The organism is Vibrio sp. V12_P9A6T4, from assembly GCF_963874835.1.
GTDB classification, from domain to species: Bacteria; Pseudomonadota; Gammaproteobacteria; order Enterobacterales; family Vibrionaceae; genus Vibrio; species Vibrio anguillarum.
The window spans coordinates 13,304-34,548 of record NZ_CAWNJO010000050.1; the positions used below are offsets into that span (position 1 = coordinate 13,304).

The 21,245-nt window shown below is 44.4% G+C and carries 21 protein-coding genes and 1 pseudogene; 12 read left to right on the plus strand and 10 right to left on the minus strand.

The window, feature by feature from the left end; all coding sequences use genetic code 11:
- Positions 1 to 147 precede the first annotated feature (147 nt).
- The 8 genes from AACQ42_RS08060 (at position 148) to AACQ42_RS08095 (ending at position 7,058) form a co-directional block, all read left to right on the plus strand.
- Entirely contained in the window at positions 148 to 921 is a 774-nt protein-coding gene (locus tag AACQ42_RS08060) for a DUF3450 domain-containing protein (protein WP_019282153.1), read from the plus strand.
- Complete coding sequence (locus AACQ42_RS08065; RefSeq protein ID WP_094124351.1) at positions 918 to 2,258, plus strand: MotA/TolQ/ExbB proton channel family protein; 1,341 nt, start codon at positions 918 to 920, stop codon at positions 2,256 to 2,258. The genes AACQ42_RS08060 and AACQ42_RS08065 overlap by 4 nt, the downstream gene beginning before the upstream one ends.
- Positions 2,258 to 2,806 carry a MotA/TolQ/ExbB proton channel family protein gene (locus tag AACQ42_RS08070; protein ID WP_013856854.1) on the plus strand — a complete coding sequence of 183 codons (549 nt, stop codon included), beginning with the start codon at positions 2,258 to 2,260 and terminating at the stop codon, positions 2,804 to 2,806. Before AACQ42_RS08065 ends, AACQ42_RS08070 begins: the two co-directional genes overlap by 1 nt.
- The gene (locus tag AACQ42_RS08075; protein ID WP_013856855.1) at positions 2,803 to 3,207 is read left to right on the plus strand and encodes an ExbD/TolR family protein; all 405 of its coding nucleotides are present in this window, start codon (positions 2,803 to 2,805) and stop codon (positions 3,205 to 3,207) included. The genes AACQ42_RS08070 and AACQ42_RS08075 overlap by 4 nt, the downstream gene beginning before the upstream one ends.
- On the plus strand, positions 3,207 to 3,827 hold the full coding sequence (locus tag AACQ42_RS08080; RefSeq protein ID WP_013856856.1) for an energy transducer TonB: 621 nt from the start codon (positions 3,207 to 3,209) through the stop codon (positions 3,825 to 3,827). Before AACQ42_RS08075 ends, AACQ42_RS08080 begins: the two co-directional genes overlap by 1 nt.
- On the plus strand, positions 3,824 to 5,008 hold the full coding sequence (locus AACQ42_RS08085) for a tetratricopeptide repeat protein (RefSeq protein ID WP_094147899.1): 1,185 nt from the start codon (positions 3,824 to 3,826) through the stop codon (positions 5,006 to 5,008). Before AACQ42_RS08080 ends, AACQ42_RS08085 begins: the two co-directional genes overlap by 4 nt.
- 157 nt (positions 5,009 to 5,165) lie before the next feature.
- Positions 5,166 to 6,029 carry a patatin-like phospholipase family protein gene (locus AACQ42_RS08090; protein WP_017047626.1) on the plus strand — a complete coding sequence of 288 codons (864 nt, stop codon included), beginning with the start codon at positions 5,166 to 5,168 and terminating at the stop codon, positions 6,027 to 6,029.
- Positions 6,030 to 6,215: 186 nt separating this feature from the next.
- Entirely contained in the window at positions 6,216 to 7,058 is an 843-nt protein-coding gene (locus tag AACQ42_RS08095) for a DNA ligase (RefSeq protein ID WP_441351199.1), read from the plus strand.
- Between the two features lie 78 nt (positions 7,059 to 7,136).
- Here the strand turns inward: AACQ42_RS08095 and AACQ42_RS08100 are convergent, their stop codons facing one another.
- The 3 genes from AACQ42_RS08100 to AACQ42_RS08110 form a co-directional block, all read right to left on the minus strand.
- Positions 7,137 to 8,507 carry an MATE family efflux transporter gene (locus AACQ42_RS08100; RefSeq protein ID WP_026027236.1) on the minus strand — a complete coding sequence of 457 codons (1,371 nt, stop codon included), beginning with the start codon at positions 8,505 to 8,507 and terminating at the stop codon, positions 7,137 to 7,139.
- Between the two features lie 252 nt (positions 8,508 to 8,759).
- Positions 8,760 to 8,963, minus strand: a complete 204-nt coding sequence (locus tag AACQ42_RS08105; RefSeq protein WP_010320526.1) for a CPXCG motif-containing cysteine-rich protein — start codon at positions 8,961 to 8,963, stop codon at positions 8,760 to 8,762.
- Between the two features lie 157 nt (positions 8,964 to 9,120).
- Positions 9,121 to 9,987 (minus strand): fructosamine kinase family protein, encoded by an 867-nt coding sequence (locus AACQ42_RS08110; protein WP_017042505.1) that lies wholly within the window; start codon positions 9,985 to 9,987, stop codon positions 9,121 to 9,123.
- Between the two features lie 404 nt (positions 9,988 to 10,391).
- Between AACQ42_RS08110 and AACQ42_RS08115 the strand changes: the two genes are divergently transcribed.
- A complete protein-coding gene (locus AACQ42_RS08115; RefSeq protein ID WP_026027237.1) occupies positions 10,392 to 10,733 on the plus strand; it encodes a DUF3802 family protein in 342 nt (113 codons plus the stop codon).
- Between the two features lie 11 nt (positions 10,734 to 10,744).
- Here the strand turns inward: AACQ42_RS08115 and AACQ42_RS08120 are convergent, their stop codons facing one another.
- Entirely contained in the window at positions 10,745 to 11,257 is a 513-nt protein-coding gene (locus AACQ42_RS08120; protein WP_094166328.1) for a C40 family peptidase, read from the minus strand.
- 58 nt (positions 11,258 to 11,315) lie between these two features.
- On the opposite strand from AACQ42_RS08120, the gene AACQ42_RS08125 reads away from it, so the two are divergent.
- Positions 11,316 to 13,391, plus strand: a complete 2,076-nt coding sequence (locus AACQ42_RS08125) for a methyl-accepting chemotaxis protein (protein ID WP_094166329.1) — start codon at positions 11,316 to 11,318, stop codon at positions 13,389 to 13,391.
- A gap of 37 nt (positions 13,392 to 13,428) precedes the next feature.
- Here AACQ42_RS08125 and AACQ42_RS08130 read toward each other — a convergent pair whose 3' ends face one another.
- Positions 13,429 to 14,220 carry a sterol desaturase family protein gene (locus tag AACQ42_RS08130; RefSeq protein ID WP_094166330.1) on the minus strand — a complete coding sequence of 264 codons (792 nt, stop codon included), beginning with the start codon at positions 14,218 to 14,220 and terminating at the stop codon, positions 13,429 to 13,431.
- Positions 14,221 to 14,312: 92 nt separating this feature from the next.
- Here AACQ42_RS08130 and AACQ42_RS08135 point away from each other — a divergent pair, with 92 nt between their 5' ends.
- Both AACQ42_RS08135 and nagK read left to right on the plus strand, forming a co-directional pair.
- Positions 14,313 to 15,044, plus strand: a complete 732-nt coding sequence (locus AACQ42_RS08135; RefSeq protein WP_094166331.1) for a tRNA-uridine aminocarboxypropyltransferase — start codon at positions 14,313 to 14,315, stop codon at positions 15,042 to 15,044.
- Positions 15,045 to 15,200: 156 nt separating this feature from the next.
- Positions 15,201 to 16,112, plus strand: coding sequence for an N-acetylglucosamine kinase (gene nagK, locus AACQ42_RS08140; protein ID WP_094166332.1), 912 nt, complete (start codon positions 15,201 to 15,203; stop codon positions 16,110 to 16,112).
- A gap of 79 nt (positions 16,113 to 16,191) precedes the next feature.
- Here the strand turns inward: nagK and AACQ42_RS08145 are convergent, their stop codons facing one another.
- The 5 genes and pseudogenes from AACQ42_RS08145 to AACQ42_RS08165 all read right to left on the minus strand — a co-directional run bounded on the left by AACQ42_RS08145 (position 16,192) and on the right by AACQ42_RS08165 (position 21,179).
- Positions 16,192 to 16,467 (minus strand): DUF2960 domain-containing protein, encoded by a 276-nt coding sequence (locus AACQ42_RS08145; protein ID WP_026027239.1) that lies wholly within the window; start codon positions 16,465 to 16,467, stop codon positions 16,192 to 16,194.
- Positions 16,468 to 16,665: 198 nt separating this feature from the next.
- Positions 16,666 to 17,178, minus strand: a pseudogene (gene mobB, locus AACQ42_RS08150) (molybdopterin-guanine dinucleotide biosynthesis protein B); the annotation flags it as partial.
- Positions 17,175 to 17,762 (minus strand): molybdenum cofactor guanylyltransferase MobA, encoded by a 588-nt coding sequence (mobA, locus tag AACQ42_RS08155; RefSeq protein ID WP_094166333.1) that lies wholly within the window; start codon positions 17,760 to 17,762, stop codon positions 17,175 to 17,177. The gene mobA and the pseudogene mobB, both read right to left, overlap by 4 nt.
- Before the next feature lie 247 nt (positions 17,763 to 18,009).
- Complete coding sequence (gene fbpC, locus AACQ42_RS08160) at positions 18,010 to 19,065, minus strand: ferric ABC transporter ATP-binding protein (protein ID WP_094166334.1); 1,056 nt, start codon at positions 19,063 to 19,065, stop codon at positions 18,010 to 18,012.
- 17 nt (positions 19,066 to 19,082) lie between these two features.
- On the minus strand, positions 19,083 to 21,179 hold the full coding sequence (locus AACQ42_RS08165; RefSeq protein ID WP_026027999.1) for an ABC transporter permease: 2,097 nt from the start codon (positions 21,177 to 21,179) through the stop codon (positions 19,083 to 19,085).
- Positions 21,180 to 21,245 lie beyond the last annotated feature (66 nt).

Genomic DNA, 21,245 nt, shown 5'->3' on the forward strand with positions numbered 1-21,245 from the left:
TGGCTTTAAAACTCATCAGCAAAGAGTGTTCGCCGCATACTGTGGTTGTTTGCACCGGAAAAAATCGTTAGAATGCGATCCTTGATGATAATGAGAGCTTTTATCAACAAGGTGATAACACTTCGTTGAAGGTAATGAATAACGTCTATGAATCTTTTAAAAATCAGCTTGTCCTTGGTGGCGACTACCAGTTTGTTCGCAGTAAATGCTTCTACACTCAGTGACGCGAATGCCATCCAAAATAAAACCAATTCGGCTTCAGTCGCCAGCCAACAGAACATCAATCACAGTTCTCAATCAGCGTTGCTGATGCAAGCTGATATCGATCAGTTAAAAGAAGAAGTGAAAAATCTCACTATTTATCGTAATCACTTGGCATCGCTGGTGGAAAACCAGAATCAGGAAGCGCAAAGTCTATCGTCACAAATTGATGAGATAAAACTGACTCGCCAAGGCATCGTTCCTTTGATGTATCAGATGATCGACGGGCTACGTACCCTAATCGAAAACGACAAACCATTAAAGCGCGAAACGCGTTTAGAGCGTTTAGAAAAGCTGGAATCGATGATGGTGCGATCGGATGTCAGCGATGCTGAAAAATACCGCCGTATTCTTGAAGCGTACCAAATCGAAATTGATTACGGGACTAAACTGGGTGTTTATCAAGGCGCAGTGGTGCTCAATGAAAACAAAACCATTGAAGCTGACATTTTATACGTTGGCCGTTTATCGCTGGTGGCTCGTAGCTTAAATGGCAAACAGTATTGGAGCTGGAGCCAAAACTCGCACCAGTGGACCGATGTCGATAGTGGGTTATATGCCGATTTAGATACCGCTTTCAAAATGGCCAACAATTTAATTACACCAAACTTAATGACGATACCTGTTTCACTTGAGTTAGTAGAGGAGCAAAGCAAATGAAGATGGTTTTCTCTCTCTCATCACTCTGTTTAACACTATTGGCTTTCAACAGCTTTGCTTCTACGGAATTAGTCAGCAGCGCTAAAGTGGAAAACAAACAGCAGCAGCAGCACAATATCGAACGCGAAGCGGGTTTTAAACAAACCGAACAGCAGCTACGCCGCGCCAAAGCAGAGCTAGAAGCTCAGCGCCAAGATTTACAAGCGCAAGCGGATAAGCTAAGCACGCAATTCAGTAATAATGAAAACCGACTAGCACGTTTAGAAGAGCAGCTTCGCTTAGAAACAGGAAGCCTTGGAGAGCTGTTTGGTGTGGTACGCCAAAATGCCAAAGCATTAAGCAGTGAATTGGAATCTTCCATCACTGCGGTTGATCGCCATCAGTATACATCGCGGGTACAAGAAATTGTCGCCGCAAAATCTTTACCCTCGATGCCGCAGCTGACGGGGTTATGGCACAGCTATGTTGAACAGATCATCGCCAGTGGTGAGCTAAGCCGCGTTCAGATCGCATTTATCAATGGTGACGGTGTCACGAAAAATGTGGCCGCTTATCGTATTGGAACCTTTGGTTTGGTGACAGAGCAAGGTTATGTCAAATGGAACGGGGATAAACAAGCCGCCACCGCTTATTTGAAACAACCGGACAATGGGCCTATTTTCTCTGGCCTAAATACGGGAGAAATCGAAAGCTTAGTGGTCGATCCTTCGCGTGGCATCATGCTTGAACAGCTAGCCCTTACGCCAACGTTAGCCGAACGGCTACAAATGGGTGGTGCGGTCGGTAACATCATTTTGGTACTGCTTGGTATTGGTTTAATCATTGCTTTCTATCGCGGCTTCGCATTGGTGATGACTCACCACAAGATCAAAGCGCAGCTTAAAGATGTACAGAAAATTGGTAATAACCCATTGGGGCGTGTACTCAGCGTCTATAACAAAGAGCAAAATCGCAGCGTAGAAGCGTTGGAGCTGCGCTTGCTGGAAGCGGTGGTCGATGAACAAGCGCATTTGGAAAAAGGCTTATCGATGCTGAAGTTATTAGCTGCGATTGCGCCGATGCTTGGGCTATTGGGTACGGTGACCGGCATGATTGAAACCTTCCAAGTGATCACACAATTTGGTAACGGTGATCCAAAAGTAATGGCGGGCGGCATTTCAATGGCCTTGGTGACTACCGTTCTGGGTTTAGTCTCTGCGATTCCACTATTATTAGCTCATAATATCTTAAGCTCTCAAGCCGAAAATATTCGCTCTATTTTAGAAAAACAGGGGATTGGCCTCGTTGCTGCGCAAGCAGAGCAAGAATGCCAAGCTTCAATGAGGAATGCGGCGTAATGAACAGCGTATTGCCAAGCGCACTGCTCAGCAATGACTGGCTAACAACCTTGCAGCAGTTTATGCAGCAAGGGGGTATCGTCTTATGGTGGCTAGCTGGGGTGGTGGCGCTTTATTGGTTGTTGATCATCGAACGCGTACTGTTTGTGGTATTGAGCTTTCCTAAATATCGAAAAGGGTGGTTAGAGCAATGGCATCAACGCGCGGAACACCATTCATGGTATGCCCATGCCATTCGCGAGGGTTGGCTTGGTGAAGCACAGCAGATGCTGCGCCACAACCTTAACATGATAAAACTGCTCGTCACACTTTGCCCAATGTTAGGGCTGCTCGGCACAGTCACCGGAATGATCTCTGTGTTTGATGTGATGGCAAATCAAGGCAGTAGCGATCCTAAATTGATGGCATCTGGCATTTCATTGGCCACATTACCGACAATGGCCGGAATGGTCGCGGCCCTTGCGGGCATGTTTGTGCATGCTCGTCTTGCAAAAAAGTGTCATCTACTTGAATTAAAATTAGAAAAATCGTTAAGGAGTTTGCGATGAGATTAGGCAGACGCCAGCCAAGAAATGATGAGGCGCAGATAGACTTAACATCGATGCTCGACATCGTCTTTATCATGCTGATTTTTTTCATTGTCACCAGCTCATTTGTTCGTGAATCAGGTGTTGAGGTTAACCGTCCTCAAGCTTCTCACGCGGTGAGCCAGAAAGATGCGGGTATTTTTGTCGCTATCAATGCATCCAATGATATTTACATCGACAAACGCTTGATTGATGTTGAACGTGTAGAGGCCACCCTAGAACATCTGCTGCTCGAACAACCAGATGCGGCGTTAGTGATTCAAGCTGATGAACATGCTTATAACGGTACGGTTGTTAAAGTGATGGATGCGGCCAAAGGAGCCGGAGTGAAAAATATCGCATTGGCGGCGGAGAAACGTTAATGGGACGTTTACTGCTTGCTTTGCCAATTGCAGGAGCGATTTCGCTGGCGTTGTTCAGTTTTATGGCGTGGATGGTGGATAACGGTAATCAACGCGCTGTAAAACCAACTCAAGCACTGCGATTTAACATGGTGATGATGGAACAAGAACACGATTTACAGCGTCGCCAACGTAGCGTTCCGGAACCTTTAAAGTTGCCTGAGCCGCCACCGCAAGCACAAGTGACACAGTCACAAACTACCGCTACGGCCGCTACATCACTCACTAGTTTACCAGCTTTGGGTTTGGATACAGCGCTTAATGGGGTAGCGATTAGCGCACCAACCTTTGGTGATTTTGGCTCAAACCAGCAAGCAATGCCGTTATATCGTGTCGAGCCTGTTTATCCAAGCCGAGCTCTAAAGCGAGGTGTAGAAGGTTTCGTTACATTAAGCTTTACCATTGATACAACAGGAAAAGCCGTCGACATCAATGTCGTCGATGCCAATCCTAAACGTATGTTTGAGCGTGAAGCGATGCAAGCGCTGAAAAAATGGAAGTATCAACCTCAGATTGTCGACGGTAAAGCCATTGAGCAGCCGGGACAAACCGTGACTGTGGAGTTTAAAATTGCCAAATGATGAAACGTATATTGATTGGCTTATCACTTGTTATCGGCTCGCTCTCTTTAAATGCGAGCGAATTAAGTGCGACAACAGTCCTGAAAGTGCAAAAAGCACAGCAATTTGCATTAGAAGAGAACCTCACTCAAGCCATTGAGGTACTGAGCAGTGTTGAAACGTCACGTCTTTACGATAAAGCATTTGTTGCCCGGATGCTTGGTGTGTTTTATTGGCAAAGTGGTCAGCCCAAAGCGGCAGTCAAACAGATCAAGTACGCTGTAGAGAGTGGAGAGCTGCAAGATGAGCAGGCATGGACCACCGAACGTATGTTGGCTGATCTGTATGTCAATGAACAACAATTTGAAAAGGCGTTACCGCACTACTACCAATTATTGAAATCCGTTCCTCCTTCACAGAAAGTAGACGATCTGTGGTTGCGTATCGCACAAACCCACTACCAAATTGCACAATGGAAAAAAGTGCTGCATGCGTTGGATAAATACCAAACCGTGACACCACTTAATACTAAAAACCCACTGTCACTTAAATTAGGTGCGCAGCTTCAGCTAGAACAATGGAAGGCGGCCATTCCAACTTTAGAAAAACTGATCATGCTGGAGCCTGACCAAGCCAGTTGGTGGCGACAGTTGGTCGGTTTACATCTGCGTTTAGATCAGCGTCGTCAAGCATTAAACAGTCTAGCGTTAGCCAAATTACAAGGTGTGGAATTAACCGATAAGGATAAACACTTGCTCGCGCAGTTGTATGCGCAAAATGGCATTCCAGAACGTGCGGCGCAAGTTCTGCAAACATTATCTGATGCTGATCAAGACTTAACTTTACTGAAAGAGCAAGCCACTTACTGGCAGCAAGCCAAAGAATGGCAATCCGCGATCAGAACATGGACAAAAGCAGCTGAACAGGATGAGCAATACTATTGGCAAGTGGCGCTGCTGTACAACCAGCAAGGGCAATTTAAAGAAGCGTTACAGGCGTTGGATAAAGTCACCACGCGCGAGAAAAAAGCCGATGTCGCGTTAGCGCGAGTTCATGCGCTGTACAAACTCAATCAACTCGATAATGCTCTATACCAAGCCAAGCAAGCTGAAAACCTAAACCCATCAAGCCATGCCAAAGGATGGATCAAATTCCTTTCTCGTTTACAAAAAGTTCAGCAAGCGCAAACGGCTAATATCTGATCATAGCGCCTCATCTGCCCGATGATGAGGCGTCTGACCTTTTACGATTTTTGAATCGTCATTATCAAGACTGACATTGGTTCGGTTTTGCCTATCTTAGTGATAAAGAGAACCTATTATTGTCTTTCTGATTTTTTCCGTACCATAACGTTTAACGATGAAGTACAGAGAGAGAATCATGATGAAAGCGTTAGTGGTTGAAGGTGGTGCGATGCGCGGCATTTTTGCCAGTGGAGTCTTGGATAGTTTTTTACAACATCAGCATAACCCATTTGATTTTGTATTAGGTGTTTCAGCTGGAGCTTCAAACTTAATCGGCTACCTTGCGAAGCAACCGAGACGCAGTTATCACGTTGTAACTCAGCTTGCCACCGACCGTCTTTTTTTTAACCCAATTCGCTTTATTAAGGGGGGAAATCTCGTCGATGTGCGTTGGCTAATCGATGAGTCCAACCGACGTTATCCGATTGATGAAGACAAACTGTTTAACTCAGTCCCTTTCTTTGCCGTTGCCACCAATATCGAAACGGGTAAAGCCGATTATTATCGAGTGACTCAAGAAAACTTGAGCACGGCCATTGAGGCCACATCCGCGCTACCGATAGTTTATAAGCACACGCCTTGTTTCCATGGTGGTTGCTACACTGATGGAGGGGTTGCTGACTCGATCCCTGTTAAAGAAGCGTATCGCCGTGGAGCACGAGATATTACGGTTGTTTTATCACATCCACTTAGCTATATCATGTCGCCTCCTAAAAGTAAGTGGATGATGAAGAAACTCTTTTCACGCCATCCAAATATGGCTAAATCAATGCTATTTCGTGCGAAACATTACAACCAATCACTTGAATTTATTCGCAATCCACCTTCTGATGCCATCATTCGAGTAATCGCGCCACCTGAAGGGTTTCCCGTTAAGAGATTGACGATGAAGTTACCTTTGCTCAACATAGGCTATGACATGGGCTTAAAAGCAGGGCAAAATCATTTGGAGTGGCTTGAATACACACGTGCAGCCTAAAAACGCTTAGGTTTAAAAGGCTGATAAAACACTATCTACATGTCGTAACTGTCTATGTAATAAGTTGTTTTTTAGAGATGATTGAGTATGAATTTCATCGCAATTTATCTTGTTTATGGTTTTCATATGAGTGGCACGTGCTAAGTATGTACCACATTTTGATTGATCGAGCCTGATGGCATGCAACTGAAACTATCGCTACTCTCCATCGCTTTATTGAACACAGTTCCTGTCACTGCAACGGAAAACTCTCAGATGTTTATTCCGGTCACAGCAGCCAATAGTTACCAACATGGCATTGATGTTGCTGAGTACTGGAAAAGTGAAAAACTGGATGGAATTCGCGCCGTCTGGAATGGACAATATCTTCATACGCGCAATGGTAATAAGATCAATGCGCCTGCTTGGTTTACTGCACCATTACCTAATAAAGCATTAGAAGGAGAGCTCTGGGCTGGACGAGGTCAGTTTCATCACGTTCAACAAACGGTATTGGATACCATACCAACCGATGAAGCGTGGCAAAGCATCCGCTTTATGCTGTTTGATATGCCCGAAGCGATCGGTGACTACCAAAAGCGATACCGCCATCTCATCCACTTATCCTCACTCATGAATGCTCCGCATATTACCTATATTGAACATTCACCAATTCACTCAGAAAAAGAGCTGCTTGGGTATTTAGACAACGTAAGTGATGGGCAGGGTGAAGGGGTGATGCTGCGAAAAATTAATGCCGATTACCAAGCTGGCCGCAGTAACGATTTACTTAAGCTTAAAAAACACCAAGATGCTGAAGCTACGGTCATTGGTTATAAACTGGGGTCTGGCAAGTACCAAGGTATGATGGGATCAGTGCTAGTGCGCTTAGAAAACGGTGTTGAGTTCTATATCGGCAGCGGTTTTTCTGATGAGATCAGAAATAATCCGCCAAAGATCGGATCCATTATTACTTTTCGTTTTAATGATCTCACTGCAGAAGGAAAACCAAGATTTGCACGTTTTATGAGAGAAAGGCCAGCAATATAAATAAGGCCAGACAATGTCTGACCTTATTATTTCATCGCAACGCCTTTTCGCCACGTTGAAATTCAGAGAATCAAGCTGTTATTTCGATGCAAAATCGAGTTGCACGCTATCGGCTTGTTGATGCATCCAGTGTAAGCGGATACCCAGCATTAAAGCAGCAGAGGATAAGCCAACGATAAATCCTATCCAGAACCCACTGGCACCCATAGGTTCGACAATGAAATCTGTCATTGCTAATACATAGCCGGTTGGCAAGCCAATCATCCAATAAGCGATAAAGGTACGATTAAAAATAGCCGTCATGTCTTTATAACCACGTAGCGCTCCTGCTGCAACGACTTGAATCGCATCCATACATTGATAAATAGCCGCAAAAATAAGCAACTGCATCGCCATGGCTACAACGGCTTGGTTTTCCGTATAAAGCAAAGCCACATATTCACGAAATAGGACCGTTAACGTCGCTGTGATAATTGCAGTAGATAAACCGACTAACAAGCCAACCTGCGAAGCGATGGTTGCCCCTTCAATATTTTTTTCGCCCAGCTTATGGCCAACACGGATGCTCACTGCCGCGCCGATACTCATCGGTAACATAAAAATTAATGATGAGAAATTCAAAGCGACTTGGTGAGCCGCCACCACCAATGAACCGAGTGGAGCGACCAGCAATGCGACCACAGCAAATAGAGTAACTTCAAAAAATATCGCTGCCGCCACAGGAAAACCAAGCTTAAATAAGCGAATTTGCGCCTTCAATTGTGGTTTATGGAATTCACCAAAGATATTAATGTGCGCCATGCGTTTAGAAGTGACGACATAAAACAGCAGCATAAAAAACATCAACCAATAGACAATTGCCGTCGCCACACCACAACCCACACCGCCTAGCTCTGGTGCGCCAAATTTTCCGTATACGAAAATCCAGTTAAGTGGAATGTTAACTAATAAGCCCGCGAAACCAATCACCATGGCGGGTTTCGTCAGTGAGATACCATCCGTGAAACTGCGCAATGCTTGAAATAGTAAATAAGAAGGTACGGCAAACATCACGGCGTACATGTACCCGTTAGTTTTTTCAGCCATCAACGGCTCAATATCCATCCACCCCAAAATCCATTGAGTTTGAAAAAGAACACCAATAATGGGAATAGAGACAAACAACGCTAGCGCTGCGCCTTGCTGTATTTCAAAAGGAATTTTCTTTTGCCGCCCTGATCCGTTGAGTTGCGCTACCACAGGAACCAACGCCATTAACAACCCAACACCAAACAGAATCGAAGGTAGCCAAATACTCGCTGCGATCGATACCGCAGCCATATCAATCGCACTCACACCACCTGCCATGACGGTATCTACAAAGCCCATTCCAGTTTGAGCAATAGAGGCAATCAACACAGGTGTTGCCAATTTGATTAAATTTGAAGCTTCTTGTTTATAACGATGCACAAATATCTCCAGAGGAAGGACAAGCAAAAATCGCGACCAATAATCAACTTATCGCGTAGGCATGGATGATAAAGAAATGTCACACTAAGCTCCATGAAAAACTGATGAAATTACCTAATGTTTATTTGGAAGGTTGCTCGTCGCGCTATATGCGGTGAAATCTATTTCAGACAAAGCTTGATTAGGCTAGATAGGGGGGCTTGGCGTGTTGCACGTAACCATTAAGAAGAGCGCTTGCCAAGCGCTCACTTTTTAAAAGATTTGTTCATCATCGGCATCAACAAACAACTCTATTTTGTCCAAACGTTCATCGACCATCATATTGAGATGAATCGCATGGCAACAGGCAGGGCAATCGTCATAAAACTCTTGGCTACCATTTGATGCATCTAGGGTGATCCGAATGGAATGACCGCAGTGAGGGCAGTTGACCATTCTTTCCGTATAATTTTTCATATCTCTTTCCTTACATCCTTGGAGATACCTTAATACTAAGTCGCTAAGTTCCTTTAAGCGGCAAATTAAGTTCAAACTTTGAATTGGCCCATAAAACAACAAAAGAGCCATTTATTAAGGCTCATTTGTTGTCTATACAGCTCGGTTGTTTACACCGTTAAAAGGAGAGGATTTTCTTGATCAAACTTTCCGCTTCGACCAGATAGTGGCCACCAAATTGATTGTAGTGATTGAGGACATGATAGAGGTTATAAATATTCTTACGTTCCACATAGTCCAAACTCAAAGGTAAGATGCTCTCATAGCCTTGGTAAAACTCAGGTTGAAAACCTTCAAATAACTCTGTCATTGCGATATCGCATTCACGATCACCCCAATAACAGGCGGGATCGTAGCAAATTGGACCAAATACAGAGTTTGCCACATTCCCGTGCCATAAATCTCCATGCAGCAGAGATGGGCGAGGGCTATGGTTAGCTAAGCGAGATTGGACAACATCGACCAACTCGCTGATATTAAACAACTCAATTCCTTTTTCACGCAACAATTGCAATTGCCAGCCGATACGTTGTTCCGCAAAAAAACGACCCCATTTTTTGTCCCACGGATTTGGCTGCAAAGTGGAACCAATATAATTGTCTGCATCAAACCCATACTCTTTTTGTTCTCCCCATTGATGCAGTTTGGCCAGTTGTACACCGAACTCATAGCTGTTCGTCGCGTTATCTAGGGGTTTGGTTGGTAGATAGTTTAGAACAATGAAAGCATGATTTTTACTGGTTCCAATCATCACTAGCTCGGGAACCTGTACTGTTGACGTTTCACGAAGCGAACGTAGGTTTTCACCCTCAATCTCAAACTTAGCTAAGAAGTCTCGTGTGTTTACTTTAACAAAATAGCGTTGCTCGCCATCGCTGATCATGTAGCAATCACTAATGTCACCACCGCTGACTTTTTCTTTTTCAACAGGGTTAAATTCAAACATGAGCGTATCGGATAACTGCTGAATGAGAGTTTGCCACATAACGACCTCTGCCTTGATTTACTTAATAATTCGTAGTTTAGGTCATGGTTACGAATATTTCAGAAGTGCGTGACACATAATTTAGCCACTTTCCTTTTGAGGGAGCACCAATGCTCATAAATGTGATTAAGTGCAAGAATTTGCAGATGCGAATACAGAAATAGTATTAAAAATAACGCTATATTTTCCATAAGTTGATCTTGCTTCGGTACTAGTAACCCAATTTATAGGATGGCGTATCCTACTTTGGGGAAAATAAATGCTCGTGAAATAGATGCTTATCAAGAAATCGCGGGAAATTTGAACGTCTAAACTATCAAATCTGTGAAAATGGGCTGACATGGCTTAGTATTATTGAAGGTACAGTGATTACTAGCAATTTAGCGGTAAAGCGGAGAATTAAAGTGGTTGTAGAAACCGATGGTTATTTGGCTCTGATAGAGCATCTCTCTTTTAATATGGATGTGTTCACATCAGGCGGAGATATTGGCGCTGAAAGTGTAGAAGATGTTGTGACCGACATGGTTTCAAGCAACATCATGGCTATTTTTGAACAAAACCCTGAGCTACATTCCAGTGTTCGATTCCAGTTGCTCAAAGAAGCCGATTCTGTAGTGGAAGATCTTGGTGAAGTATTGGCGGGTGTTTGGAGTAAACCTGCGACCAATGAACAGATCCTTTTTCTTGATGAATACATCGCCTTAGTGAAGAATCTGTTCGATACTGCCGTTGCGAAGTACGACTAATTGAAGTATGACTAATCAGAGTTAGGCGGGCTTATAATCCGCCTAAATTGCCAGAATTTAGAAGCCCAATAGGGGTTATCGATTCTTGAGATCATCACACCTTTAGACGTAGAGGCGTGCATGAATTTTTTGTCTCCTAGATAGACTCCAACATGATTGCTCGTCCTTGATGTTCTAAAAAAGACCAAATCCCCGCGCTGCGCATTTTGATAACTTACCTCAAACCCCGTTTGACTCTGTGAGCGTGTGGTTCGTGGTAGAGGGATCTGCCATACATCTTTAAACGCTATTTGCACAAATGCTGAGCAGTCGACTCCGTTCAACGTTTCACCACCTAATCGGTACGGCACTCCTTGCCAGCGCTGAAAAACCGTGCCTAATCCATCGTCTTTATCTTGGACAATTGACAGAATCTCTTCTTGAGTAACATAAGTAGGGCCAGAATTGGACGAAATAGGCGATCCTACGCAACCCGTTAGCACACTAGTTATTGATAATGCGAAGAGTATTGGACTTTTAATCATTTATCATCCCAATGAAATGTAACTGAAACATTTTTGAAATATTGCATTCCTACTATGGTTGAGCCTTAACACATTCTCTAATCACTTAGTTGCATTTATCATGAATTCCTCAATAAATAATCGACATTCACTGTCGTTGATTCAAACCATCAGTGCCATTTTCATCACGATGACGTTACTGGTGGTCCTTTTATCCATCACCAGTTTAAAAAGCATCGATAAGGTAGGGCTACAGTTTTCTGGATTGTCTGAACAAACACTACCTTTGGCATTAAATAATGCAAGGTTGACGCAAAATATATTAGAACAAGTACAATCTCTCGGCGATGGCATTCGCACAACGGAATCGGCAGAATTAGAAGCGGTAAACCAGCAATTAAGCCAGTTAAACCAGCAGACGGACCAACTTATTGACCAACTTTTCTCCATCGCTACTCGTATCGGTAACGCGATTACTCAAGATCATCAAGTGTCGTTACGCAGCAAAAGTGCGGCATTTCAGCAGCTCACCTATTCTATTTTATCAACGCAGGCCTCTTTGCTTGAACAGCAGAATGCTATCGATAACGCCGCCACCGCGTTTCGTTACGGATTAAGCTCCATTGGACCGGAGATGAACCGGATCAGTTCATTTCTCGCATTAGATAACCCGGAATCGATGGATGCGGCTAACCGCTTTATTGCCAGTGCAAGTTCGATGGAAAGTACCTTCTTACTGTTAATGATGCAAAGCGATCCTGAACAGGCCAAAGTGCAATTTAAGGAAATCCGTAATCGCATGGCAGGAATTGAGCTAGCCTTTGATGATTTCAAAGAGTGGCATCCTGATGTTATGGAGTTTGCAAGCCTGACGGCACCTTATGAAATGGTTAAAGCGGGTTTTGTTGAGCATGGCATTTTAGCACTGATCTTAAATAAAATTGGGCAAGCACAGCAGCAGCGACAAGAAATGGCACAAGCTGCGCAGCTAGCCAAAGACACGGTAGCACTGCTAAATACGATTTCTGCCACCGCAAGTGAGTTGATCAAACACAGTGAGAACGTGGTTCATGACGCAATGCTAATGGTTAAGCAAGTACAATATACTGGCGGCATTATTCTGGTCGCTTTGGTTTTACTTGCATGGCTAGGGTTACGCCACTGGCTAAAGCTGGGGCTGAATAACTTATTGGCCAAGCTTGCATTATTAACTCAACACGATTTTTCTCAACCCGCTCGCTTGATTGGCCCGAGTGAATTTAAAGAAGTTGCTCTACAACTAAACCAAGTTATTGAATCAACAAAATATTCAATTTCTACCGTAACGCGCAATTGTGAAATGCTCTACCAAAATGCCGAAACCAGTCACGATGCAGCCGATAAATCCAACCGCAGTTTAGCCGCACAAAATGATTCGTTGGTTAACATGGTTTCCACCGTGAGTGAGTTGGAATCGGCGATTCGGAATATCGCGCTTGTGACCAGTGAATCTTATGAAGAATCAGTGGCTGCCAGCCAGTTTTCTACGCAAGGGGTGAAAGTAGTGGAACAAAACCGTGTTCGCTTGGAATCTCTTGAAAATACACTGCATTTAAACGATGAAGCAATGCACGAGCTTGACCAGCGCGTGAAGAAAATTCGCGAGATGGTGGATATGATCAGCGGTATTGCTGACAGCACCAACTTACTGGCGTTGAACGCCGCGATTGAAGCAGCAAGAGCTGGCGAACAAGGGCGTGGTTTTGCGGTTGTGGCCGATGAAGTACGAAAATTGGCCAGCGATACATCACAGCAAACCACCAATATCCGAGACATGATGAATGAACTCACCAATGCAACGCAGCGCTCTCGTCAAGCGGTATCGGATTCGCGCCAAGAGATGAGTAATGCGCTGCAATCGAGTCAAGAAGTCAAAACAACATTTGAGCAGATAGAAAAAGCAGTGGAACAGATTCGTGCTCGAGTTGAGCAGATAAGCGTTGCAACAGAAGAGCAAGAGCGAGCGACGGCCGATGTAAGCCAATCTATCAGCCAAGTTTCATCGCAAGGTGAGCAAACTAAATTACAGCTTGAAGCCATGGTCGAAAGTTCAGAGCAGGTGGCTGAAGTTGCGGGTGAACAGCAGGCTATGTTGCATAAATATACGCTCAACTAGCTTATCCAGTGCGAATTTCTGTATTTTCATGACGTTGTCACTTTTTTCTAAATGGTTGGGTAAGCATTTTATCCAACCACTGCTCACGCTTCTCTCGAAAGAGTGGTAGGCCGATAATGACCTGCTTATGGCCCAATTCTGGCTGCGCACGATAAGTACGAAATAGCCGATCCCAACATGACAAGAAAAAACCAAAATTGGAGTGAGTTTCTCGCACAATGATTGAATGATGCACCCGATGCATGTCAGGTGTCACCACCAACCAGCGAAGCCAACGGTCCATTTTCAACGGTAATTTTGCGTTACTGTGGTTAAACATCGCGCTCGCATTGAGCACAACCTCAAATATCAATACCGCGAATGGGCTGACACCCAACATGATCACGCAAGTGATTTTGATCCACAAAGAGAGAATCATTTCGAATGGGTGAAACCGCGAGCCAGTGGTCACATCAATATCTTGGTCAGCGTGGTGCATGCGATGTAAACGCCATAACCAAGGAGAGAAGTGAAAAAGCACATGCTGGGCGTAAATCACGCCATCAAGAATAATAACTGACAGCGCAATTTCAGCCACTTGTGGTAAATCCACCCAATTAAAAAGACCAATCGAGTCTTGCTGCGCCCAATAAGCCGCTTCAATGGCTAACACTGGCATCAATAGCGATAAGCACACGCTATTTAAACCAACCAAACCTAAATTATTCAGCCAGCGAGTGGCTTTACTTTGGGTGAGTGTTTTACGTGGGCAAGACCATTCCCACAGCGCACAAAGCATAAATACAGCGAAAAATACGCTCAAACGGATCAATTCAGGGTTCAGGTTCATGCTTAATGGCTCATCTTCAATGGTCTTGTGCTAGGAATCTGCTTGTACTGTAAGTACAATCGGCAGCACTTTCCAGCTTGCCGCCCTGATTTATGAGAATCCACGCATTTAACCATTTGTTCCAACATCGCTTAGCGTTATCGACCAAACCTTTTCAAGCTCGTGGTGCGAAAGTTGAACGTTGCGCCTATTGTCAGGTCGCCACGCAATACTGCTTATGCGGCCATCAACCGGATATGGATACGGATATCGCAGTATTACTGCTGGTTTCTGAAAATGAAGTATTTAAACCCAGTAATACTGGTCGACTAATTGCCGATGTGATTAAAGAAACTTACGTTTATCAGTGGAATCGCACCGAACCTCACGCGGAAATACTAGCACTGTTGAATAATCCCGCTTATCAACCAGTCGTCATTTTTCCCGAAGAGTATGTGGATGAAAAGCCTCGAGTAATGCAAAGCCCTCCCAGCGCGCACGATAAACGCAAACCACTGTTGATATTGCTTGATGGAAGCTGGCGCGAGGCAAGACGAATGTTTCGCAAATCACCTTATTTGGATGCGCTTCCGGTGATGTCTATCGCACCTAAAAGCGTATCACAATATATGATGCGTAAATCTGATAATGAGCAGCATTTATCAACGGCTGAAGTGGCGTCATTGGTATTGGCTGAAGTGGGTGAGCATCAAGCCTCTCTGCTATTAAGCCAATGGTTTGAAGTGTTTCGGGAAAGTTACTTGCTGAGTAAAACCCGCCTAAAGCATGATTTGAGCAGGCCAGTCTTGAAACGTTTCATCGACCAGCAGCAAAGCGAGACGTGACTCTAAAGTTGATCGATTCGGTGATGAGTAATTGTTCAATCGAACCTATAGACCAGATAAATTGGTACTCGGTCACGGATTGTAGGCTGAGCTCTGTGGATAATGCCCAAAGTTTTATTTTTAGCTCATTGATGAGCAAATTTTAGGAGAGATTGCATGTACTACGGCTTTGATGTCGGTGGCACTAAAATTGAGTTTGGTGCGTTTAATGAGAAGTTAGAACGCGTAGCAACGGAGCGCGTTCCTACCCCAACAAACGACTACAATCTGCTAGTTGAAACCATTGCGCAGTTGGTGAATAAATATGACGCGCAATTGGGTGTGGAAGGCAAAATAGGCCTTGGCCTACCAGGTATGGAAGATGCTGATGATGCTACGGTATTAACCGTCAACGTTCCTGCTGCAAAAGGCAAACCATTGCGTGCTGATTTAGAAGCAAAAATTGGCCGCAGCGTGAAGATTGAAAACGATGCAAACTGCTTTGCGCTTTCTGAAGCATGGGACGATGAGCTGAAAAATGAGCCTTCGGTTATGGGCCTAATTCTCGGCACAGGTTTTGGTGGCGGCCTTATCTATGAAGGGAAAGTATTCTCTGGTCGTAACCACGTAGCAGGGGAGTTTGGTCATATGCGTCTGCCTCTTGATGCATGGTTACATCTTGGCGATAACGCGCCGATGCTCGGCTGTGGTTGTGGCAAGAAAGGATGCTTAGACAGTTATCTCTCTGGCCGCGGTTTTGAGCTATTGTACGAGCACTATTATGGCGAGCACAAAGAAGCGATTGATATCATTCACGCTAATGAAGCAGGTGAAGCGAAAGCCGTTGAGCATGTTGAGCGCTTTATGGAACTACTTGCCATCTGTTTTGCCAACATCTTCACAGCCAATGACCCACACGTTGTTGCACTCGGTGGCGGTTTATCAAACTTTGAATTGATCTACCAAGAGATGCCTAAACGCGTACCGAAATACCTGCTTTCTGTCGCGAAATGTCCGAAGATCATCAAAGCAAAACATGGTGATTCAGGCGGCGTACGTGGTGCGGCTTTCCTTAATATCAAATCATAAAATCAAACAAAAAGGGCCTATAATCAAACGGGCCCTTTTTTATATCAGTCAAAAGTTAACTCTTTAACCTAAGTTCTGTTTATTTGGTGTTAGCACCTTTTTTACCCACACCTACGTTTTCTTTTTGTTGCAGTGTTAGCTTGCTAAAACCTAACTTTTTAAAGTGGTTATCGCGGTAATTGCGTACCGCTTTTGCGTCAGAAATCATTTCCAGCTGCTGTTCCATTTTTAAAAAATCAGTAATATCAATACCTTCTGCTTCGGCTACTGCTTCTTGAATGTTGTGATGCTTTTCGTAAGAAAAAGTCAGCGTTTTATCTTCATTTTTGTAAGTGTACAAAATGGTGCGAGCCATGATCATCTCTCTAAAATCGTCATTCCCAATTTCGGGAAAATAAACAAAGGCTGATCGCTTACTATCAACCAATTGAAAATGGGGGCGTTGGTAGCGCTGAAACATGACTAACCAACATGTAATGGGCTAGATTTTGCCTTTAAGTGGGATAATTGTCACGCTTTCACCACCGAAATAGCGCAGGATATTTCATTTACAACGCTGTACATATTCAATCACAAACGCCGCTATTGCATCGAGATCATTGATGTTCATCTGTGGTAAAGCACTTTTCACAACTTCATCCGCGGCGATAGCGATGATATTTTCATCATTTGGATATAGCCAAGGTTTACCCACTTCAGCACGGTGCAATTCAATTTTTGGAAAGGCGAGGTTTTTACACCCTTCAACTAAAATTACGTCGAGTTTATCGCAATCAAAGCGAGATAAAAGATATTCAAAATCGGGTTCGGCTTCTGGCGTTTCAGTCATCATGGCATGACGATAGCGCGATGCAACTAACATCTGGCTTGCCCCCGCTTTACGCAGCCGATGGCTATCTTTACCTGGTTTATCAATATCAAAATCGTGGTGCGCGTGCTTAAGTACGCCTAATGTTAGGCCTGCTGCCCTTAACTTGGGCAATAAGGCTTCAAGCAGGGTCGTTTTTCCTGTGCCAGAGTAGGCCGCAAAACCAAGTAAAGGGCATGAAGGCGCTTGATATTTCATGATGTCAAAGTTCCAAATTGTGCCAGATCTTGAGGCGTGTTGAGGTTAAAAAAGCAGTTTGGCGAGTCGCTAAAGTCAACGTAATCTGTGTGGCATTCTTGATAAAGACGGGTGATTTTTCTCTCGCCACGTTCTAAAAATGCAGTCAGTGTTGGCAGCACACGTTGGTGAATAAGGGTGAATACGGGTTGAGCGAAGTGACCATCATGGGCGACTAAAATATCATGCGAGTCTTGAACAGCATGGCAAAAACGCGCAACAAGATCGTCATTGATCAACGGGCAATCGCAAGGGACAAATCCTACCCAATCGGTTTGTGCATGGGTTAACCCTGCCTGAATTCCAGCGAGTGGCCCAGGGTAATCAGCCATGGTATCGGAAATGACAGGCGCAAACTGACGATACTGTGCATGGTTACGATTAGCGTTAATCGTCAGGCTAGTAGATTGCGGCTTAAGCTTATTCATGACATGTTGAATCAAAGGTTGGCCATTGAGTTCAATCAGCCCTTTGTCTTGTCCACCCATACGGCTGGCTTGCCCACCCGCTAAAATAACCCAACTTGTTTGTGTGGGAAGTAACATGAAATGTCTCTTAATTGTGCGATGAGAAGAGCGCCGTACAGACAAGTTAAACTCATTGATTGAGCATCACTCGCCCATTTTTAGTGGCGACAAACCAAGGTAAGGATGATAACCCAACTCATGCCTTGGTGCTAACGGGCTGATGATTATAACCAATCTCACTTGTGCGGGTGGATCTTTTTCATTGCTCTCACTAAGACACAAACGCCTCCATTCGTTTGGAGGCGTTTGGTCAAGCTAAGCAGTATTAAGCATCTTCAGGTAGTAGGAATAACCCAACGGGGTTGATCGTCAGGTAAGGGTGATCAGCGTAACTGGGGTCAAATTGTGACGAGTTGAGTTGCAGTAACAGCTCTTTGTTGTGCCATTTAACCAACACTTCATACATCGACCCCATGTAAGCAATACTGGTAATTTGACACTGTTGGCAGGCATCACCGTCCGCGCAGAGCAAAATAGCTTCTGGTCGAACACCAATTTGATAATTTCCCGCAGGCAAAGCCGTGACACTGTCATCATTAGCGGGGATCTTATAGCCATTGATGATCAAATGTTCACCATCATATTGACCCTCAAAAATATTGGCTTCGCCCATGAAGTTGGCCATGAACATCGAGGTTGGGTGCTTATACAGTTGAGTTGGTGACCCCTGCTGCATGATGTCGCCATCTTTCATCACAATCACAGTATCAGAAACGGCAAAGGCCTCAGCCTGATCGTGCGTCACATACAAAGAGGTGATATTAAAACGCTGTTGCAACTCTCGAATAGTTTCACGCATGCTGCGTCTTAAATTGGCGTCCAAGTTACTGAGCGGCTCATCGAATAGCAATACCTTAGGCTTAAGCACCAACGCGCGAGCGAGCGCTACTCGCTGTTGCTGACCTCCTGAAATTTGGTCAACGTAACGTTCCCCAAAGCCTTCTAAATCAACCAATTTCAAGGCTTCATCCACTCGCTGTTTCACTTCATCTTTACTCAAGCCAATCATTCTTAGGCCATAACCTACGTTGTCATGTAAGGAAAGGTGAGGAAACAGAGCGTAAGATTGAAACACCATGCAGATGTCACGTTGCTGGATGGAGGTACTCGTGACGTCTTCACCATCAATAAAAATTTGGCCGCTGGTTGGTTTTTCGAGCCCTGCGACCAAACGCAGCACGGTCGTTTTTCCACATCCTGAAGGGCCGAGCAGTGTTACAAGGCTGCCTTTTTTGATTTCTAAATCCAAATTACCAATGACGGTTTTATCGCCAAAACGCTTGCAGACATTCTTTAAAACAACAAAGTTTTCATTTTCCATGGTGATATCTCCAATGGTTATTCTTGGTTATTGGCTTTAGAACGAGAAACACGTGCCTCACCAACGATAAAATCAAAAATTAAAATAATAGCCAACATCACAACAATCAAAATAGAGCCATATGCGATCGCAACTCCATACTCACCATCTTCTACACGATTCAGGATGTAAGACGTTGCCACCCGTGTTTCTGGCGTCACCAAGAAAATAATGGCGCTGACGGTCGTCATTGCTCGAACAAAGCTGTAAATCAGTGTTGAGAGAATTGCTGGTCGTAATAACGGCAACAGAATATGAGTAATGGTTTTAAAGGAGTTAGCCCGCAAACTGAGTGACGCTTCATCGAGCGATTTATCAAGTTGGCCTAGCCCTGCAATACCTGCGCGAATACCTACTGGCACGTTACGCATCACCATGGAAATCACAACAATGGCTGCGGTACCGGTGAGGTAAATAGGCGCATCATTAAATGCAAGAATGTAAGATACCCCCGCAACCGTGCCCGGAACGGCGAAGCAAAGCATGGTTGCAAACTCAATCACTTTCTTACCGTAAAATTGCTGACGGACAACGATATACGCAATCAACAGACCAAAGAAGGCGGTCAATGGCGCTGCAACGCCGGCATAAATCATCGTCGTGATGAGTGATGGCCAAGCACCTTCACTCATTCCCATGCCAAACAGATGAATATAGTTTTTAAGCGTTAAGCTGTAATCCACACCCCAGTTCACGGTGAAGCTGCCGAAGATGATGCTGCCATAAAGCAAGATGTTAAATGCCATCCAAAAATAGAGCAGTGCCGAAACCGTATGTTTAAGTAAGGTAGGCAGCGCTTGCACATCGCCACGATATGATTTGCCGGAAATGGTGACGTATGAACGCTTTCCTATCCACAGATATTGGACAACAAAGATCGCCAACGAAAATAGCAACAAGACGGCCCCAAGTGTGCTGGCGGAAGCGTAATCTAATTGAGCTCCTGCGATGTAGAAGTAAATCTGAGTGGCCAACACATCGAAACTGCCCCCAAGTACAAGCGGGTTACTGAAGTCGGCCAGTGATTGGACAAAGATGATTAAGAAACTGTTGGCCAAAGCAGGTTTGAGCAATGGCATGACAATTTTAAAAAAAGTTTGATAACGATTGGCTCGAAGTGTGTAGGACGCCTCTTCCAGTGATGGATGTAGGGATTTCATCGCGCCATCTAAAATCATGAATGACATAGGAGCAAAGGCGAGCACTTGTGCCATCCAAATGCCTGTAAAACCATACAGCCAGTTTGTCTGTTGTAACCCAAACCAATCCACCATGAGTTCGGTGATATAACCGGAGCGCCCAAGCATTAAAGTCACCCCAAGCCCAACGACAAAAGGGGGAGTCACAATGGGAAGAATAGAAAAAATTCGCGCAATGAAAGCGGAGCGAGTGGCAATGCGTGTGGTATAGATAGCAAAGATCAAACCAAAGAAAGTGGCACCTATACCCACAGATACGCCAAGCAGTACGGAGTTCCAAACAATTTGTATGATCTGCGCTCGGCTCAAAATTTCAATGAATTGCCACGCAACAAAGTTCCCCATTTCATCTTGGAACATCGGTACAAAGATGGCGATACTCGGAAAGATAATAAAAATCGTGATCAAGAGAATAATCGAGATCAGAGCACCAATCACGAAGCTGTCACCGCCCAAAAACTCAAGACGAGCCAATGCTAATGTCATGACAGCACTTAAGGCAATAAATAGTGCAATGGTTGAATAACCTAAACCTTGCTGAGTATACCAAGAGCTGACCAACACGAAAAACATGCATGCCGCTGAATAACCGATATCAAAATAGTGACGGTGTTTGGCGTACTTATTACCTGCATAGCAAGGGCGAATGAGAAGTACACCCGGAAGCGCAAACCATAACCAAGAAATATTGGCACGGCTCCAACCCATAGCGGCATAAAACTCTTGCGATGTTGAATCAAACACTCCGTAATCAAGTGCAAAAGAGGGCAACAGCACAAACGCACACAATAACGTCAGGATCCAATAAAAAATCGGGTCCCTATGCGAGGTTTTTAGCGGCCGATGTGGTGCAGTGCCTGCTGTAAATTCATTCATTTTTCTGTACCAAAGTTATTTGTAGCCACACAGTGATAAGCCTGGTATTGGCTTTATAAAAAGGGC

Coding starts and splice junctions, on each gene's coding strand:
- AACQ42_RS08060 (WP_019282153.1), top strand. CDS start 148: ATGAATCTTTTAAAAATCAGCTTGTCCTTGGTGGCGACTACCAGTTTG.
- AACQ42_RS08065 (WP_094124351.1), top strand. CDS start 918: ATGAAGATGGTTTTCTCTCTCTCATCACTCTGTTTAACACTATTGGCT.
- AACQ42_RS08070 (WP_013856854.1), top strand. CDS start 2,258: ATGAACAGCGTATTGCCAAGCGCACTGCTCAGCAATGACTGGCTAACA.
- AACQ42_RS08075 (WP_013856855.1), top strand. CDS start 2,803: ATGAGATTAGGCAGACGCCAGCCAAGAAATGATGAGGCGCAGATAGAC.
- AACQ42_RS08080 (WP_013856856.1), top strand. CDS start 3,207: ATGGGACGTTTACTGCTTGCTTTGCCAATTGCAGGAGCGATTTCGCTG.
- AACQ42_RS08085 (WP_094147899.1), top strand. CDS start 3,824: ATGATGAAACGTATATTGATTGGCTTATCACTTGTTATCGGCTCGCTC.
- AACQ42_RS08090 (WP_017047626.1), top strand. CDS start 5,166: ATGAAGTACAGAGAGAGAATCATGATGAAAGCGTTAGTGGTTGAAGGT.
- AACQ42_RS08105 (WP_010320526.1), bottom strand. CDS start 8,963: ATGAAAAATTATACGGAAAGAATGGTCAACTGCCCTCACTGCGGTCAT.
- AACQ42_RS08110 (WP_017042505.1), bottom strand. CDS start 9,987: ATGTGGCAAACTCTCATTCAGCAGTTATCCGATACGCTCATGTTTGAA.
- AACQ42_RS08120 (WP_094166328.1), bottom strand. CDS start 11,257: ATGATTAAAAGTCCAATACTCTTCGCATTATCAATAACTAGTGTGCTA.
- AACQ42_RS08130 (WP_094166330.1), bottom strand. CDS start 14,220: ATGAACCTGAACCCTGAATTGATCCGTTTGAGCGTATTTTTCGCTGTA.
- AACQ42_RS08135 (WP_094166331.1), top strand. CDS start 14,313: ATGAGAATCCACGCATTTAACCATTTGTTCCAACATCGCTTAGCGTTA.
- nagK (WP_094166332.1), top strand. CDS start 15,201: ATGTACTACGGCTTTGATGTCGGTGGCACTAAAATTGAGTTTGGTGCG.
- AACQ42_RS08145 (WP_026027239.1), bottom strand. CDS start 16,467: ATGGCTCGCACCATTTTGTACACTTACAAAAATGAAGATAAAACGCTG.
- mobA (WP_094166333.1), bottom strand. CDS start 17,762: ATGTTACTTCCCACACAAACAAGTTGGGTTATTTTAGCGGGTGGGCAA.
- fbpC (WP_094166334.1), bottom strand. CDS start 19,065: ATGGAAAATGAAAACTTTGTTGTTTTAAAGAATGTCTGCAAGCGTTTT.
- AACQ42_RS08165 (WP_026027999.1), bottom strand. CDS start 21,179: ATGAATGAATTTACAGCAGGCACTGCACCACATCGGCCGCTAAAAACC.